Annotated in this window: 19 protein-coding genes; 7 read left to right on the top strand and 12 right to left on the bottom strand. The window is 33.1% G+C overall.

All coding sequences use genetic code 11. From position 1 onward, the window contains the following. Window positions 1-21 precede the first annotated feature (21 nt). Window positions 22-588, bottom strand: coding sequence for a DUF5067 domain-containing protein (locus ACYIAQ_RS01760; protein WP_483562350.1), 567 nt, complete (start codon window positions 586-588; stop codon window positions 22-24). 130 nt (window positions 589-718) lie between these two features. Between ACYIAQ_RS01760 and ACYIAQ_RS01755 the strand changes: the two genes are divergently transcribed. From ACYIAQ_RS01755 to ACYIAQ_RS01745, 3 genes are all read left to right on the top strand, one after another. Then, complete coding sequence (locus ACYIAQ_RS01755) at window positions 719-1,078, top strand: hypothetical protein (RefSeq protein WP_483562349.1); 360 nt, start codon at window positions 719-721, stop codon at window positions 1,076-1,078. A 23-nt stretch (window positions 1,079-1,101) separates the two neighbouring features. Next, window positions 1,102-1,458: a hypothetical protein gene (locus tag ACYIAQ_RS01750; RefSeq protein ID WP_483562348.1), complete on the top strand. Its 357-nt coding sequence runs from the start codon at window positions 1,102-1,104 to the stop codon at window positions 1,456-1,458. A gap of 119 nt (window positions 1,459-1,577) precedes the next feature. Continuing rightward, a complete protein-coding gene (locus ACYIAQ_RS01745) occupies window positions 1,578-2,690 on the top strand; it encodes a site-specific integrase (protein WP_483562347.1) in 1,113 nt (370 codons plus the stop codon). 267 nt (window positions 2,691-2,957) lie between these two features. Here ACYIAQ_RS01745 and ACYIAQ_RS01740 read toward each other — a convergent pair whose 3' ends face one another. The 11 genes from ACYIAQ_RS01740 to ACYIAQ_RS01690 form a co-directional block, all read right to left on the bottom strand. After that, window positions 2,958-3,770, bottom strand: a complete 813-nt coding sequence (locus tag ACYIAQ_RS01740; protein ID WP_483562432.1) for a Cof-type HAD-IIB family hydrolase — start codon at window positions 3,768-3,770, stop codon at window positions 2,958-2,960. Next, on the bottom strand, window positions 3,745-4,230 hold the full coding sequence (locus tag ACYIAQ_RS01735) for an HIT family protein (protein ID WP_483562346.1): 486 nt from the start codon (window positions 4,228-4,230) through the stop codon (window positions 3,745-3,747). The genes ACYIAQ_RS01740 and ACYIAQ_RS01735 overlap by 26 nt, the downstream gene beginning before the upstream one ends. 71 nt (window positions 4,231-4,301) lie before the next feature. Further along, complete coding sequence (locus tag ACYIAQ_RS01730) at window positions 4,302-5,486, bottom strand: acetate/propionate family kinase (RefSeq protein WP_483562345.1); 1,185 nt, start codon at window positions 5,484-5,486, stop codon at window positions 4,302-4,304. Between the two features lie 43 nt (window positions 5,487-5,529). Continuing rightward, on the bottom strand, window positions 5,530-6,531 hold the full coding sequence (locus ACYIAQ_RS01725) for a class I SAM-dependent methyltransferase (RefSeq protein WP_483562344.1): 1,002 nt from the start codon (window positions 6,529-6,531) through the stop codon (window positions 5,530-5,532). Window positions 6,532-6,714: 183 nt separating this feature from the next. Next, entirely contained in the window at window positions 6,715-7,200 is a 486-nt protein-coding gene (locus ACYIAQ_RS01720; protein WP_483562343.1) for a competence type IV pilus minor pilin ComGF, read from the bottom strand. A 7-nt stretch (window positions 7,201-7,207) separates the two neighbouring features. Beyond that, a complete protein-coding gene (locus ACYIAQ_RS01715) occupies window positions 7,208-7,477 on the bottom strand; it encodes a hypothetical protein (protein WP_483562342.1) in 270 nt (89 codons plus the stop codon). Continuing rightward, on the bottom strand, window positions 7,470-7,907 hold the full coding sequence (locus ACYIAQ_RS01710) for a prepilin-type N-terminal cleavage/methylation domain-containing protein (protein ID WP_483564035.1): 438 nt from the start codon (window positions 7,905-7,907) through the stop codon (window positions 7,470-7,472). The genes ACYIAQ_RS01715 and ACYIAQ_RS01710 overlap by 8 nt, the downstream gene beginning before the upstream one ends. Continuing rightward, on the bottom strand, window positions 7,885-8,229 hold the full coding sequence (locus tag ACYIAQ_RS01705) for a prepilin-type N-terminal cleavage/methylation domain-containing protein (protein WP_483562340.1): 345 nt from the start codon (window positions 8,227-8,229) through the stop codon (window positions 7,885-7,887). The genes ACYIAQ_RS01710 and ACYIAQ_RS01705 overlap by 23 nt, the downstream gene beginning before the upstream one ends. A 12-nt stretch (window positions 8,230-8,241) precedes the next feature. Then, entirely contained in the window at window positions 8,242-9,246 is a 1,005-nt protein-coding gene (locus ACYIAQ_RS01700) for a type II secretion system F family protein (RefSeq protein ID WP_483562339.1), read from the bottom strand. Beyond that, the gene (gene comGA / locus ACYIAQ_RS01695; protein WP_483562338.1) at window positions 9,212-10,186 is read right to left on the bottom strand and encodes a competence type IV pilus ATPase ComGA; all 975 of its coding nucleotides are present in this window, start codon (window positions 10,184-10,186) and stop codon (window positions 9,212-9,214) included. Before comGA ends, ACYIAQ_RS01700 begins: the two co-directional genes overlap by 35 nt. 200 nt (window positions 10,187-10,386) lie before the next feature. Continuing rightward, a complete protein-coding gene (locus tag ACYIAQ_RS01690; RefSeq protein WP_122018008.1) occupies window positions 10,387-11,112 on the bottom strand; it encodes a YebC/PmpR family DNA-binding transcriptional regulator in 726 nt (241 codons plus the stop codon). A 259-nt stretch (window positions 11,113-11,371) separates the two neighbouring features. On the opposite strand from ACYIAQ_RS01690, the gene ACYIAQ_RS01685 reads away from it, so the two are divergent. From ACYIAQ_RS01685 to ACYIAQ_RS01670, 4 genes are all read left to right on the top strand, one after another. After that, window positions 11,372-12,979, top strand: coding sequence for an APC family permease (locus ACYIAQ_RS01685; protein WP_483562431.1), 1,608 nt, complete (start codon window positions 11,372-11,374; stop codon window positions 12,977-12,979). Window positions 12,980-13,081: 102 nt separating this feature from the next. Further along, entirely contained in the window at window positions 13,082-13,903 is an 822-nt protein-coding gene (locus ACYIAQ_RS01680; RefSeq protein WP_483562337.1) for a Cof-type HAD-IIB family hydrolase, read from the top strand. A gap of 42 nt (window positions 13,904-13,945) precedes the next feature. Beyond that, window positions 13,946-14,647 carry an ABC transporter ATP-binding protein gene (locus tag ACYIAQ_RS01675; protein ID WP_483562336.1) on the top strand — a complete coding sequence of 234 codons (702 nt, stop codon included), beginning with the start codon at window positions 13,946-13,948 and terminating at the stop codon, window positions 14,645-14,647. A gap of 12 nt (window positions 14,648-14,659) precedes the next feature. Further along, the gene (locus tag ACYIAQ_RS01670) at window positions 14,660-17,422 is read left to right on the top strand and encodes an FtsX-like permease family protein (RefSeq protein ID WP_483562335.1); all 2,763 of its coding nucleotides are present in this window, start codon (window positions 14,660-14,662) and stop codon (window positions 17,420-17,422) included. The last annotated feature ends 6 nt before the right edge of the window (window positions 17,423-17,428 follow it).

Below are 17,428 nucleotides of genomic sequence, written 5' to 3'. Positions count from 1 at the left end.
CAGCAGTTATCTTAATAAAATCTAATTTACTCCGAGTTTGTTACTTTGAGATGTAAACTTGCCAAGCTTGAATGTCTTTTGGCCAATTTTTGGTCCATCAACACCTTTAGTAGCTTTCAAAGTAACGGGAATCTTATTACTATCAAGGTTATATGCAATAGCACCTTCGAGTTTTCCACCCTTTTTTATGGACTTATTTTGATTATTCAAGATTTTACCAGCATAATTCAAAGGTGTTGAACCAACTACTAGTTTGCCATCTGTATTTTTATTATCTTGATACGCATTGAATACGGCTAACCATGCATTAGTAATATCAATCTTTTTATTACTCTTATTTTTTACAATATATTCAAAAACGATTTGCTTTTTACTTTTAGGAGTTAATCCCTTAAAAAACTTAACTTTTGTAATAGTTATATCTAAATCACGGATACTTGCCTTTTTGCCATCAAAATAATACTTTGGCTTAGGTTTAACTGTGGATGTTTTAGATTGATTATTACTCTTGTTAGTAGAGGAACTAGAGCATCCCGCTAATGACAAACTTGCAATCACAGCAGAAATAATTGTAATAATTTTCTTCATAGTATACTCCTTCATAAAATGATTATTTCATATATATAATTATTATATTTGATTGAAAATATAAAGAAAAGAGTAATTTTGTCCACAATGCCAGTGACGTTAAACCTACGGCAATTTTAGGAGACATAAAATGAAGAAAAAATCATTAATTATTAGTGTATTAGCAATCTTAGGCTTAATTTGCTCACTAGGATTAACTCAACAAAATACTTCAGCAAAATACTGGAAAGAATATTACTATCAACCTAGAAAAGTTAAAGTAATTAAGCCTATAAAAATTTACAAAATGAAGATTGAACATCCCATGATGTACAATCACTCAGTTGGATCTAAAACTTTAAAAAAAGGCGCAATAGTACATATTGAAGATTGTGCAAGTTATGAATGGATTGTAACTCACAAAGGCTGGGCCAATGGATATTTCAAGCATGGTGGTAAATATTTTTGGCAATGCCCTACACCAACAGGTTGGTATAAATTGGTCAAATAGTTTTTAGAAAAGCAGTGATTACAATGAAACATAAAATATCAATTAGTTTTGTGGTTTTAATTTTATTAATTAATTTGTTTGTCTTTGCGAAGCCAACTACTGTTAATGCTGCAAACTATAAGCCATATTCTTATTGGATCAAAAAGGATTTATATAATTCTAAGGAACATAAAGTTGTTTTAACTAAAAATATTGAAATCAGGAAGATTAGATGGCATAAAGAAGGTGTTGGCCATCAATATCTTGCTGAGAAGAAATTGCTCAAAAAAGGAACTAATATAAAAATATTAGCTAATAAACAAGGAAGCTATTATTGGGCCTTGTTCGGTAAATATTCTAATTGGGTATATCCACATAAAACTGCAAACTGGTTTAAATGAAAAATCAAAAAGCCTTTAAGAACTCGTCTGGAAAACTATTCTTAAAGGCTTCACATGTAGACAATTAGCCAAAGCTTTTTGTCTACCCTATTTTAGCAAATTTTAAAGGGGAAATAAATATGGCGCATTTAGAAAAACGCGGAGATAAGTGGCGGGCACAAGTATCATGGTATGACAATCTGGGCAAACGGAAATTTAAAGTTAAGAGTGGCTTTGCTACTAAATTGCAGGCTCGTAAGTGGGCCAATGAAATTGAAGTAGCCAAGGACCAGAACTTAATCTCAAACCAAGACCCTGTCTTTGCTGATTACTTTAAAGATTGGTATGAAAGATATAAAGTTCCTGGCAAAACTCAAGGTACAGTTCGCAGATATGTTCATATTTATGACATTATCAGAGATAACTTTGGAAATGTAAAATTATCTAAAATGACTCGTGCTAAATATCAGGACTTTTTAAATATCTATGGTAAGACTCATGCCAAAGATACTGTTCAGAAGACTAATGGCAGCATTCGTAGCTGTATCAAAGATGCAATGAGCGAAGGATTGTTAAGACTAAACTTTACTGAGCGCATAAACCTAACTTGGAACGATGACAAAACACGTAAAATTGAATATCTTAGCTTTAAGCAAGTGCAACAATTAAAAAAGTTACTATTGGAAAACATTAAACCAACTTACATTAGCCGGTATATGTTGCTAACTATTATTTACACTGGTATGCGCCCTGGAGAAATTAGAGTGCTAACGTGGCATGATATTGATTTCAAGCATCAGGAAATACATATCACGAAGTCCTGGGACTATGACAACCGAAAAGTTGTCAACTATGATTCAAATGAAATTAACAAGGAAACCAAGAATAAGTCATCAACACGTGTAATTAAAGTTGATCAAAAGCTACTTGATATCCTGAGTCAGCTTAAAATCAATAACCACGAAAGGCTATTCATTGATCAATTTAATACAATTCCCACTTCTAATGCGGTCAACAAAACATTAAGGAAACAATTAGATAAACTGGGTATTGAAGATAAGAGTTTCCACTTCCACAGTCTGCGGCATACCCACGTGGCTTTACTACTTTTTAAGGGAGTTGACCTCTACTCTATTTCTAAGCGATTGGGGCACTCAAATATGAGCATCACGGCCAACACTTATGCCTACATGTTAGACGAGCTTAAGCAAAAGTCAGACAAGCAAATTGTCAGCATCCTTGATGAAATATAGGTATCCAAAAAGGTATCCAACTTAAACATTGGATAACTTTACTAATCTGCAAAACCCTGAAAAATAAGCATTTTGACGTAAATAACGTCAATAATAAATATATATTATGCCCCTCATCTCCATTTTAAAAAGCCCTTAACTATTATAGTTAAGGGCTTTTTACTTGGCTGAAGTATCTGAATTGTATCTAATCAATCATTTTTTCTTTGTTCAACATATTCTAAATAATGTCTAAGTTTTTTTCTTTAGCATTTTTTAAAAGTATAATCACAATAATACATATTTATTGAAGGCTTTCATAATTCCATTTTCATCATTTGTTAAGGTAACATAATCTGCATGCTTTTTTGCCTGATTAGAACCATTTCCCATTACAACAGATATACCAGCAAAATCAAGCATTGGAATATCATTTCTCTCATCTCCAATTGCCATAATTTCATTCGCATCAATTCTCAGTTGTCTAGCTAAGAATTCGAGGGCAACACCTTTATTAACATCTTTATGCATTACTTCAAGAAAATTTGCCGCCGCCCTTACAACATAATTTTTTTGTCCAAATTTAGCAACTACATCTTGTTCAATTTGATCCAGCTTTTCTGCTTCATCAGCAAAAACTGCTTTGATGATATGATGATTTTCTGATAATTCTTCTGGTTTTCTAATTAAAATTCCAGCATCATTCTCCCAAGCTTGAATTACTGTAATTCGATTAACATTATGATTACTAGTAATAATCTGACTATCGGCATCAACAATGTTGTATGCAACTTTATGCTTTTGGGAATATTGATCTATTTGTTTATAAGTTGTCTGAGATAATCTATCATCCTTAAGCTTACCCCCACCAAGTGATTCAATCACTGCACCATTAAAGGTGATCACATACTGATCATCTCCAGTTATTTTAAGATCACTTAAAAAGTGTTGAACCCCAGCTAACGGCCTACCAGAACAAAGAACTACTTTAATTTCTCGATCTAGTGCCTGCTTAACAACTTTTTTAGTGGATTCAAGTAATCTACCATGGCTATTTAACAGTGTATCATCAACATCAATTGCTACTAGTCTTATCATCAGTTTTATCCCCTACTTTTGCTATTAAGTATTTGGTTATCGCTGCTCTTAACTCACCATGTTTTTGAGAATTATATTGATACTTCTTCTCAGTCCAATACTTCGTATTATATAGCCAAACTGGTTTAATACGTTTAACTGGATTTTCAAATTTATATCTTGGAAAAACATGTGCATGTAAAAACTTATCAGTATTACCTAAAATATCATAATTAATTCGATCAGCATGACAAACGTGTAAGATGGCATCTCCCAATATACTCATATCCCGTAAAAAAATTGTTCTTTCCACAATGCTTAATTCATTCAGAGATGCAACATTCCTTTTTGGTAACAACACACAATAACCAGGTAAAAATTGGGTATCACCGAAAGCAGCATAACCACCCTCTAATTCGGCCATAACCATTGGATTAGTCCCATTTATTGCTGCAGTAATTCGATCTTTTTGCCAATTGCCCATATAAAAACTCCATATTTATATAATAAAAGATCGTTAAAAGTTAACGACCTTTATTATATATTAAATTGTGATTAATTTAAATGGGCTAAACGGACAACATCACGTTCAATCATTAATTCTTCATCAGTCGGAATAATCATTGCTTTGATCTTAGAATTTGCTTTAGAAATGAACTTCTCACCATTAGCTTTATTAGCTTCATAATCTGGTTCTAAGCCCATAAATTCAAATGATTGCATAATCTTTTCTCTAACTCCTGCATCATGTTCACCTACACCAGCAGTAAAGATAATTGCGTCAACGCCTTCCATTTCAACAATATATGAACCAACATATTGTCTAACGCGATTAACAAAAATATCACGAGCCAAACTTGCTCTTGAACTAGAATTATTTTCTAAGTCACGCATATCTGAAGAGATTTCAGAAATTCCGAGCAAACCAGATTGATCATTTAATATCTTGATCATCTCATTAATATCAATATTTTCCTTGTTCATAATATATTGCAAAACCGATGGATCAACATCTCCGGAACGAGTCCCCATTGTCACACCAGCAAGTGGAGTAAAGCCCATAGAGGTATCATAGGACTTGCCATTTTTAACCGCTGTAACTGAAGCACCTGAGCCTAAGTGGCAAACGATCAATTTCAAATCTTTTGCTTCTTTACTCAACATTTCTGCTGCTCGCCCCACAATATAACGAACGGATGTACCATGTGCCCCATATTTACGAACACCATATTTTTCATAATACTTATAAGGAATTGAATATATATAATGCTCTGGATCTAATGTTTGGTGGAATGACGTATCAAAAACACCAATCTCTGGGACACCTGGCAATAATTTCATAAAAGCTTCAATCCCTTTACCCTCAGCAGGATTATGCAGGGGAGCATATTCTTTCAGTCCGTAAATTTTTTGTAACTTTTCTTCATCAATAATTGCAGAATCAGTAAATTCTTCTCCTCCGGCAACAATTCTATGCCCAACACCAACAATCTCACTTAAATCTTCAACCACTTTGTATTCTTTTAAAGCTTTCAGCAACAAATTAACTGCAGTTTCTTGATCCGGAATAGTGACTTCTTCAGAATGCTTTTCACCATTAGACAATTTAATTTCAAAAGATGAACCTTCAATACCTACCCGATCTGCAATTCCTTCTGCCAAGACTTTTTCTTCAGGTAAAGCAAACAACTTATACTTAAAAGAAGAGCTACCTGAATTAATTGCTAAAACTTTTTTCATAAACTTAATCCTTCCATACAGACAATTTTGACTTTTTCACAAATTAATCAATATTTTTAGTATACCACTCATTTAGTTTAACATTAAGCTTTATTAGGTCGTTCTCTTTTTTTAAAGTGTCCAACTTTGTGAGAAAAACTTCACTAGTATGGACATCATTTCCATGATTTTGAAATACTAAAACAGCCTTTTGATTTAACTTATTTTTAAACATGCTGTCTGGTAATTCAACAATCGCTCGAAGGGCAACTTTTTCTGATAACCATGGCATGAAGTCGCTTCCTCCTTTACCGGAAAGAATTGCTTGCGGTACTAGCAAGAAAGCATAACCACCAGGTTGTAAATTTTTAATGATTTGTTCAATAAATAACAAATGAGCAAAAGAATGTCCTTTTTCAGATTTAGTTGTAAAGTTTACCGCATTATCATCCAGTGGATAATAACCAATCGGCAAATCACTGATAACTACATCAGGATTACTAAATAACCATGGTGTAAGCGCATCTTGACAGTATAAATCAATTTTAAGTTTATTTAACTGTGCGCCAATATCAGTAAAGTTAAGCATTGTTTCATCATTATCTATTCCAATTAATTTGAAGTTTACTTTAGAATGATTTGCACTCTTTAACTGATTAACAACCGAAAACATTAGATTGCCCATTCCAATTGCAGGGTCAGCCAAAAGTAAACTTTTGTTCGGAAGTAACTTTTGCATAAACATTGCAATTATAGTTGAAATTGTAAGTGGTGTGGGCAATTGATTAGCATTAAGACCATCTTCTTCTACATCTTTAAGCAATAAGTAAGTATAAATTTGTACCTTTACTTGTTGGGTAAGCTTTTTATAATATAGTTGTGAATATTTTTGACTTAATAGCTTGACTGTTTCCGGATCTGGTGCCCCAACTTCAACTTTAATTTGATCATTTTCAAGATTATCAAATGTTTCAGTCAATGCTTCCCCAAAAGTTACATTTAGTGCATTTTGCAAACATTCTACACAACTCAAAAATTCATTAAATAATTTTTCGATTTTATCCATTACTATTCCCCTTATCTTCTAATCATTTTAATAGAATAAAGGGAACTAGTGCAAGCAAATCATTCATTAAGCAGATATTCAATTATCAAATAATTGTTTTTCATATCATTGCGATAGATTTCTTGATAAAATTGCAAAAAAATTAAACATGTACTTAATACTAGTACACTACTTAATAAGGCACTAGCTTTCAATTTTAATTTTTTTCTTTTTGCTAAATTCATTTTTTTCTCTCTTCTTAGGCTGAGCACCGAATTTAAAAATTAAATCAGAATTACGATTATCTTTTTCAGTGATATGAATTTCCATTAAACAATCTTTTGTATGAAAATTCGCTCGTTTGATATTTAATAAAAGTGGCATATGCCCACCTTCAGATGTTGTTACACGAATCATATTTCTATACTGAGAAACTAAATAGGTCTTTTTTTGACCGTCTTCATCAACCTTAACAAATGCCCCTTGTCTTGAATTGGATATTTCTGGAAGTGTATAAGCTGCTTTGACCTTATCCTCATGCAAAAACCGATTCAATTGAACGTATGCAAACACAACATCATCAGTTTTGTGAAACATTCGATTAGAAACCGTTACAGTTTTGATTAAATCTTGTAAAGTTAAAACTACAAGCAAAGTTACAATGACCGAAAAAACTGCTTCTGCTAGCATAAACCCCTTATTTTTTGATGTAATAAGTTTCTTTGGTGGATATATCATATATACTTTTTTCACCCCGCAACTCATAAAGTTGATCATGAACCATGATACTTTTAAGATTATTTTTCTTTAGTACACGCCAAGCATAGATTCGGTCTGTTTTCAATTCAATCTTTCGTTCCGTTGCCCTAGTATCACTAACTATTAATGCCATTGAGGAAACCCCCATGATTGCTAAGATTAAAGCAACCATACTTTCTGCTAATAAAAAGCCTTTTAATCTACGCATTACCATCAATTGCGCGCCCCCAGGTCATTTGTAATTTAATAATTTTAGTGTTTTTTCGATCGGTAATTTTAACTGTGTGAGCTGGCATCGAACCATTGGCCGAAAGATTGATAGTGGAAAGATTATAAATCTTTATATGCTTATCAATATTTAAAGTTCGTGAGTAACCATTTCCCCAAATCGTAAGCTTGTTAATCGAAGCATAATATCTAATAACAGCAGGTTGATGCCGAATAGTTGAAATTCTAGCGGCCTGTTCAATAGAGCTTTTAACCTCCCTAGTAGTATTGTCTAAAAGTAATTTTTCATTATATGTAGCAAGCTGAACGGTTTCTAATAGTACCAAACTAATAGCGATTATTAATGTCACCATTGTTTCAACCAAGGTGAATCCCGATGATTTTTTGTTAATTTTTTTCAACCACACCATTAGTTACCCGATAATTTTTAGACTTATCTAACTGCCTTTTAGTTAAATAACCATCATTAAACATATTATTGAAATTTACATCCTTTCCATCTCTATCCTTATCATCCTCATATAATTCAACTTGAGTTTGTAATGTGGTTTTAAAAGCATCTTCTGTTCGATCACTTGCCTTTTGTTTCTGTCTAGTTAAATTAGGAGCAATAATTATAATTAGCATAACAATAATTGCAACTACTACTACCATTTCGATTAACGTAAATCCTTGAGCCTTTCTTGTTTTAGCAATAAGATTTAATAAATATTTCTTAAAAAAATTCTTCATTTTTAACACTCCTCAAATACTTTGCATCATGGCGTACATTGGCAGCAACAATTTTAAATACAACCCGATAATACATAATCCAATTAAAATAAAACAGAATGGTTGAATATCAACAATTACTTTTTCAATTTCTTGTGTTAAATTCGCAAATAATGTTTGCCCTAGCAGTAAACACCGTTTACCCATATCTTCTTTCTTTAAGCCTGCTTGTAGAAGTAGTAGTAATTCATCAGGTAAAAAATATTCTGCTTTAATTATTTTGCTTAAATTTTTCCCGTCTGCTAGTTGTTGTCCAATTTTATGTCCAATATAACTTTGTAATGAACCTTTTTCTTGTTTAGAAGCATATTCACACATTTTCTGTAATGAAAATCCTCCCGAAAGCAAAAGGCCCACATCATAAATCAAGATATATTTAACATATAACTTAACTAACGGACCGATAATTGGATAATGCGCTAACCGAAGAAGAGATTGGTGATCTTGTTTTTTTAGTAATGTCAATACTCTAACTAAATAGTAAAGTAGTAAAAATGCCAAAAGAAGCATCCCCATTAACATTAAGTCTCCTGTATGTTCTCCAGAATTAGCGAACTGGTTAGATACAAATGTTTGCATAAAAATTAACAATACAATCATCATCATAGCTAACACAACTGGATATGATAATTCAGTTCTTAGTTTTTTTTCTTGTTCTATTTTTAAGCGATTTAATATTGCTAATTGTGAAAGACATTCAATTAAACTTCCCTGCTCCATTGCTAGATCAACTTGCGTAGCAACAGTTTTGGAAAACCCTAATTGTAACATTTCATTACTCAAACTTACGCCCGCTTTTATTTCACTACTTAATTTTTGGATTAACTTTTGCCGACTTGGCCACAAAACAGGCATTATCTCCAAACTATTATTCAAAGAAAAACCATTATTTAAACTATTCTGCAAATAATCAAGAAAATTTAATCGTTCTTGAGCTGTTAACTTATCCTTTTTCAAATTGTTGATATACTTGCGCACTAATTTCACCTCTTTCCTTTAATGTAGCGAGATGCTTAGACCAATTAATAAAATTACTCCGCTTTTTAAGATTAATTTGTGATTGTAAAATTTCTCCACTAGCTATGTCCATCAAGCACGACGGCCCTTTAATTGTTGGAAGTAAGCGTTGATAACAAACGGCTGTTAAACAATTACTTAATTCATTTAAATTTATGTGCAAACTTTCAAGACGTGAAATTGTTTGAAGCGTGCTTTTAGCATGAACAGTTGCAAAAACCAAATGTCCACTTAGGGCAGCATCAACTGCCAAACGAGCAGTTGCAGCATTTCTGATTTCACCAATAATCAAAATATCAGGTCGATGCCTTAATGCTGCTTCTAATAGACTCAAATAAGTGATATCAGCCTCTAAGTTCACTTGTGTCTGCAAAAATGTTGCCTCATGTACCTCGACAGGATCTTCAATTGTCATTACCATTTGATTATGCCCAACTGTTTTAGCTAATTTATACATTGTTGTTGTTTTGCCAGATCCTGTTGGTCCACTAGTAATAATTAGCCCTCGCTGATAGGTTAACTGTTGCAACTGGTTAATTTGTTCTTCAAAAAAATAATTACTATCCGCAATTTGATATATGATTCTAATAACTAGAGATTCATTATTGGTAAAATCGCCTAGACTAGATAATCTGAGAAAGTAATTTTGATTGTGATAAACATAAACCTGTGCGCCAACTTGAGGGCGACGGTGTTCAGCAATATCCATTTGAGCACCAAATTTTAAAAAATTAATAAGTTCTCGACCCTCGTTAATTGAAAGAGTAGCTTGTTTTTTAAGTTCATCGACTAATCGAAAATTTACAATCATTTCATCGACACCCACTACGAAAAAAACATCGCTTGCATGTAGATCAATCGCTGACTCAATTAAAGAATTAACCACTTCTTTAATCCGCATAAAAACCTCCTTTTTTGTTGCCAATATTAAATACGCAAAAAAGACAAATTTTTTCCCTCAAAAAATTTATATTCAGCTTTGTTATCATTCAACAAATTATTTAAGACAAACAAAAAACCTATGAAATTGTAATAATTTCATAGGCTTTCAGTATCAATTATTAACGAAAATGTGGGTTAAAATAATTTTGATTTTAATGTTTAATCTTCGTCAGCAGCAGTGTAAACATTCTGAACGTCATCATCATCTTCTAATGCTTCAACCAAGTTATTAAATTGCTCCTTTTTCTCTTCAGGAACCTCAGTTGTGTTTTCTGGGATCATTGTTAATTCAGCATCCGCTAACTTATAACCCGTTTTTTCCAATGCATCTCTAACTTGAGCAAACTGTTTAGCATCTGTATAAATTTCATAAGCTTCATCACTAGTCTGAAGATCTTCACCACCAGCATCCATAACATCAAGCAGCATTTGCTCTTCATCAGCATCAGTAGTTGAACGATCAATTACAATGTATCCTTTTCGATTAAACATATAGGCAACTGACCCAGTAGCACCTAATGAACCACCATTACGAGTAAATGCAACTCTAACAGACGAGGCAGTCCTATTTTTATTATCAGTTAAAGCTTCAACAAAAATAGCTACACCTCCTGGTGCGTAGCCTTCATAGGTAATTTCATCATAATGCTCATCCGAATTCCCTTCAGCTTTCTTAAGTGCGCGGTCAATATTCGATTTAGGCATATTATTTGCGTGAGCCTTATCCATTACCATTCGCAAATTAGGATTTCCGGAAGGGTCAGGACCACCATTCTTTGCAGCCATATAAATTTCACGAGATAACTTTTGGAAAATCTTCCCTCTCTTTGCATCTTGCGCATTCTTGCGGCCTTGAATATTGTGCCATTTTGAATGTCCTGACATAAGAATCCTTCTTTCTCTTTTTCATCATATTTAATGAATTAATCTTAACGCATACACTGATAAAATTCAATAGTAGCAATCATTTCTGCTTATTTTCACAATTGCGGATTAGAGCTACTATTAATAATAATTTCAGATTTTATCTAGTCAATAACAAGATTAATTAGTAAAATAAAAATAATGGTTTTTAGAAGGAGATAAACTAGTGGAGGAAATAAATTCAAATAAAAAATATATATCTTGGCCAATTTTAACCTTAATGGCCTTTTGTACGGTAATCGGTCTTGATGATATCATGTATAATTTCCAAAATCAGGGCATGCCAGTCGTTACTTCTTGGATTATTATGTGTATTTTTTATGTTATTCCGTACTCATTAATGGTTGGTCAGTTAGGTTCTGTTTTTAATAAAGAAGGCGGTGGTTTGTCTTCTTGGGTTCGCGGAACAAACGGAGAATTTCTTGGCTATTTTACTGCTTGGACATATTGGGCAGCTTCAATCCCCTATGCAGTAGACTCGGCTAATGAAATTATTGTTGACCTTGGTTGGGCTTTAACTGGATCAGAGAAATTTCAAAACCAAATTTCTAATACCAAGTTTGCATTAATGACTTTTGCCATGTTTATTATTTTTATTTTTGTTGAACATTATTTTTCACGGTCAATGGAAGTTTTATCAACGATTGGCGGTGGATTAATGCTAATCATGACATTAATGTTTGTCTTTTTGGCATTTTTAGGATTAGCTAAATCAGGTGGTCACATGGCAACACAACCATTCACCTGGCATACCTTGATTCCTAAATTTGATATGCACTATTGGACCACAATAGCTATGCTAATTTATGCACTCAACGGTTGTGAATTAGTTGCTCCCTATGTAACACAAATGAAAAAGCCTAAAAACGATTTTCCTAAGGCAATGGTAGCTCTCGCACTTATGACAATTTTCTTAACTGTTTTTGGTTCATTTGCTCTTGGAATTTACTTTAATAGTTATCACATTCCCAACGACTTAAAAATGAACGGAGCTTACTATGTTTTTGACATGGTTGGTCAACAATATGGTTGGGGTAAGTCTTTGCTATACATTTGGGCTTGGACATCTGTTTTTTACAACGCCGCGCTACTTGCCGTTTTACTTGATGCAATGACCAGAATGTTGATCTCAGATACTGGCGACAAATATATGCCGCACTTTCTACAGAAAAAAGATAAAAATGGTTTACCAATCAATGGCTATATCTTAACCGTGACATTATCGGCCTTTATAATGCTCTTAGGGATTTTCCTACCAGATATGAATGATATCTTTAACTGGTTGCTCAACCTCAATGGGATCATCTCTCCAGGTGTTACCTGCTGGATTTTCTTTTCTTTTATGCAAATAAGGAAAAATTCTCAAAAATTCCCGTCTGATTATGTTTTTTTAAAAAATGACAAGATCGGCTATTTAGCGGGACTATTCTTGTTTATTGTTACTGCCGTTGCCACAATTTTAGGGATTGCTCCACAAGACATAAAGCAGTTCAGCGGCTATTGGTGGTATGAATTGATTATTAATATTATTGCTGTAGTTGTTTTAATTGGTCTTGGAGTAATACTACCAAGCATCAGGCAACGTGAAGAAGAATACGGTATCGCTTTTAATCGTAAGCAATGGATAACAATTTTTGTATTAGTTATTGGATCTATTGTCTTTGACCTATATTTAGGCGGAAATAGCAAGCTTTTTGGTTCTTCTAATATCAATATAGGTGAAATCAAAGTGGGAATTAATATTATTTTAATTATTTTAGAAACTGTATTTGCTATTCTGATATGCTGGCTAGTAGGCAAAAAAAATCCAATAAGGAATAAAAATTAAGTATATAAAATAAAAACAGATTCATCATAATAATGACTCTGTTTTTTTGCATTTACACAAAAAATTCACCATAATATATTTAAAAGTAATAAGGAGCATATAATGACAAAAATTCCTTTTAAAGCAGTAGCAGTTGACATGGATGGAACCTTTGAAAATGATGAAAAAGAATTTGATCATCAAAGATTTGAAAAAATTCTAACTGACTTGCGCAGGCATCATGTTCACTTTATTGTTTCAAGCGGGAGACCATTATCTCGTTTACGACAAGACTTTTATGATTTTTTAGATCGAATTGATATTGTCGCTGACAATGGTTCAATTTTAACTCAAGACAATAAAATTATTTCACGACATGTTTTTACTTACCGCACTGGAATCAAGTTGATTAATTTTATTGAGACAAATTATCCAGAAATTAATATTGCAGCCAGCGGATTAGAACGAGCATATGTTAACAAAAAAGCTCCAATTCAATTTAAAAATTTAATGCATTTCTTTTATCCCAATGCCATTGATATTGGGGATCTAAGGGATATTCCTACCAGTGATAGTCTAACTAAACTCACGTTGAAATGCTCCTCAGAATTGGCTAATGAACTTGAACGAAAATTTAATCAAAACAATCCCGAAAGAATTCATTGTACAACTAGCGGATTTGATAATATCGATGTAATGCCAAGCAATGTTAACAAAGGCCAAGGAATTAAATATTTCTTACGTTACTTTGCTATTAACCCTGAAGAACTAATTGCCTTTGGTGACGGAATGAACGACCAGGAAATGATTGAACTTGCTGGTTACAGTTACGCAATGGAGAATGCAGACGAACGTCTTAAAAAGATTGCTAAATATGAAGCACCAAGCAATAATGAAATGGGTGTCTTACAAGTGTTAGAAAGTTATTTAAAGCAAGCAGACTAAACACTAAACTATAAATTAATAAAGATAAAAAGGATAAATTTCATGAGTTATATTGAAGTACACCATAATTTCAAGCGCTATCACAGTGGTGAGACAGAAATATTGGCAAATAATAATGTTAGTTTTTCAATCGAAAAAGGTGAATTAGCCATTATTTTAGGCGCTTCGGGAGCTGGTAAATCAACCATGCTGAATATTTTAGGCGGAATGGATACTAATACATCAGGTGACGTGATAATTGATGGAAAAAATATTGCCAACTACAATAAACGACAATTAACAGCATATCGTCGTAATGATATTGGGTTTGTATTTCAATTTTACAATTTAATTCAAAATTTAACTGCCAAGGAAAATGTTGAACTAGCATCCGAAATTGTATCTGATTCCTTAGACCCAGTTCAAACATTAATCGATGTTGGTCTTAAAAATCGTATCAATAATTTTCCTGCTGGACTATCGGGTGGCGAACAGCAGCGAGTGGCAATTGCTCGTGCTGTAGCTAAAAATCCCAAGATACTACTTTGTGACGAACCAACTGGTGCACTTGATTATCAAACCGGCAAAAGTGTTCTCCAAATAATTGCTAATATGAGTCGTAACAACGGTGCTACGGTTGTAATTGTTACACATAATAGTGCATTAGCACCTATTGCTGACCGCGTAATACACTTTCACGATGGACAAGTTACTAAAATCGAACACAATGCTCATCCAGAAAATATTGCTAATATTAAATGGTAGAAATGATCAATTATGAAAAAAATAATTTGGAAAAATTTTTGGCAGTCAATTGCTCATACGAAGGGGCAATTTCTATCAATCGTTGGTCTTATGATGATTGGTGCTTTTGCATTAGTTGGCTTATTTGTTACTGGTCCAGATATGCGATCTACTGGAAATCATTACGCGCAAAAATTAAATACTCCTGATTTAACTGTTATTAGTAACTATGGTCTTGATCAAGGAGACACAAAGAAAATTCGTCAAGTTAAAGGACTAAAAGATGTCGAATTTGGCTATATGACAGACACTGTCTTGAAAAATAGTGATGATAGTTTTAGGATTTTTTCTAAGCCAAGTAAAATCGGAAAATACCAGATAACTAAGGGACGCTTACCAAAACACAGAAATGAAATTGCTTTAGCTGATCATTACTCAAATAAATTTAGATTAGGTCAAATAGTTTCTTTTTCTGAGAAGAAAAATATTCTTGGCTTTACTTTACTAAAACGCAGACGTTTTAAAATTGTTGGTTTTGTACGCTCCAGTCAAATCTTGTCGAATGTAAATTTGGGACAAAGTAGTAGTGGTACGGGAGAATTAAAAGGCTTTGGCGTCGTTATGCCTACAGCATTTAACCATATGGTATATACAATTGCCAACTTGACCTATCAAGATTTAAATGGATTGGACTCTTATGGCAAGGATTATACTAATAAAGTCAGCAGTCATAAAAAAGAATTACAGAGTATCCTGAGAAGTGAAGCCTCTAAGCGAAAGAGTCGAATCATTACTTCTGTTGAAAAAGAACTTCAACTAAAAAGAAGTCAGTTAGATAATACACAACAAAAATTTCAATTAGGGCGTCAGGAACTTGAAGCAGCTCAAAACCAATTAAAGCAACAAAAAGCCACTTTAACTGCTCAAATAAAACAAAACCCCTCATTAGAAATGCAACAAGTGCAAGCAGAGCTAATAGCAAAAGAAAAGCTATTACAAAAGAAGAAACAAATTCTTGATCAAAAAGCTGCTGAAGTTGAGCCTAGAATTAAAGCTGGTAAAAGAAAATTAGCTAACACCAACAGGCAATTAAATAATCTTAATTTGCCATCTTACAATGTTTATAATAGGCGCGAAGTTCCAGGCGGTGAAGGCAATGTTGTGTATACCACTGTAGCGCAAGTAGTTGAAGATTTAGCAAAGGTCTTCCCTATTTTTCTTTATTTTGTTGCTGCCTTGGTCACTTTCACCACTATGAATCGTTTTATTGATGAAGAAAGGATTAATTCAGGTACACTTAAAGCACTTGGCTATGACGATTATGTCATTATCAATAAGTTTATCTGTTATGGCTTTCTTTCTGGCACAATTGGAACAATTATTGGTGTGTATTTGGGGCATACTTTATTACCCCAAATCGTTTATCATGCCTACTATAAATCGATTACAATCCCTCCAATTGAGGAGCATTTCCACTGGCAAATTAGTTTAGTTGCATTAATCTTATCATGGATTAGTTCAGTTTTACCGGCATATTTGACAGCTAAAAATGAATTTCGTGAAAAGCCAGCAGCTTTATTGCTACCTAAACCACCAGCAATAGGTGCTAAAATTATACTTGAACATTTTCCATTTATCTGGAATCATTTAAGTTTTACGCATAAAGTGACCGCACGAAATATTTTTCGGTATAAAAAACGAATGCTAATGACTATCTTTGGTGTCTGCGGATCTGCAACTTTACTTTTTGCAGGTTTTGCTGTCAAAAATTCAATCAGTAATATGAATAATCGGCAGTTTTCTGGGTTAATTCATTACAACATGATCGTCGCTCAAAAAACACCACTTACGCTTCAAGAGAAACAAGATCTCAATTCTAGATTGCATGGTTCTAATATTAAATCTGAAATACCAGTTTATTATAAATCCATGTCTAAAGTAGCGGGAAAAAATGCTGATACGCAAGATATTACTTTGATTGCTCCTAATTCAAGTAAACAACTCAAAAATTATGTTCATTTAGACGATCGTCAATCTAAACGTCCAATTTCACTAACAAATCATGGTGTTGTTATTTCTGAGCGCTTGGCGAGTTTATTAAATGTCACTAAAGGCGATCACATTACTTTAACTGATAAAAATAACCATCAGCGCACTATGAAAGTTGCAGATATCACTGAAATGTACATGGGACATTTTGTTTTCATGGATCGAACACAGTACGAAAAAATTTTTAGCTCAAGGTACAAAGCAAATGCACACCTAGTTAAGCTTAATGACGGTAGTCGCCAGAATACTAAGAAAATGGCAGCTAAATTTATGAATTTGACTGGTGTTATCGGGGTAGTTCAAAATACTGCTATTAGCCAAGAATTAGATGTTGTCGTTCAGTCTTTAAACATGATTATGCTGGTCTTAATTGTAGTAGCAGGACTTTTGGCAATTGTTATTTTGTATAATTTAACCAATATAAATATTGCTGAACGCATTCGCGAATTATCAACAATTAAGGTTTTAGGTTTCTATGATAAAGAAGTCACGATGTATATTTATCGAGAAACAATTTTACTAACGGGAATAGGGATTTTAGTAGGTTATCTAACTGGCGATTTACTTTATCGTTATATTCTTTACGTTGTTCCACCTGCCAATGTCATGTTTAATCCGGCACTTTCTGCTTCAAGTTTTTTATGGCCTTTAGGTGTCATTGGTATTATCACTATTATTCTAGGCTTTATAGTGAATAGTAAACTGAAAAATCTTGATATGCTAGACGCATTAAAATCGGTTGATTAAGCTTAA

It is taken from the genome of Lactobacillus sp. X-49, from assembly GCF_057063645.1.
The sequence above is the reverse complement of the archived record's forward strand: the minus strand, read 5'-3'. Positions and strand labels throughout refer to the sequence as shown.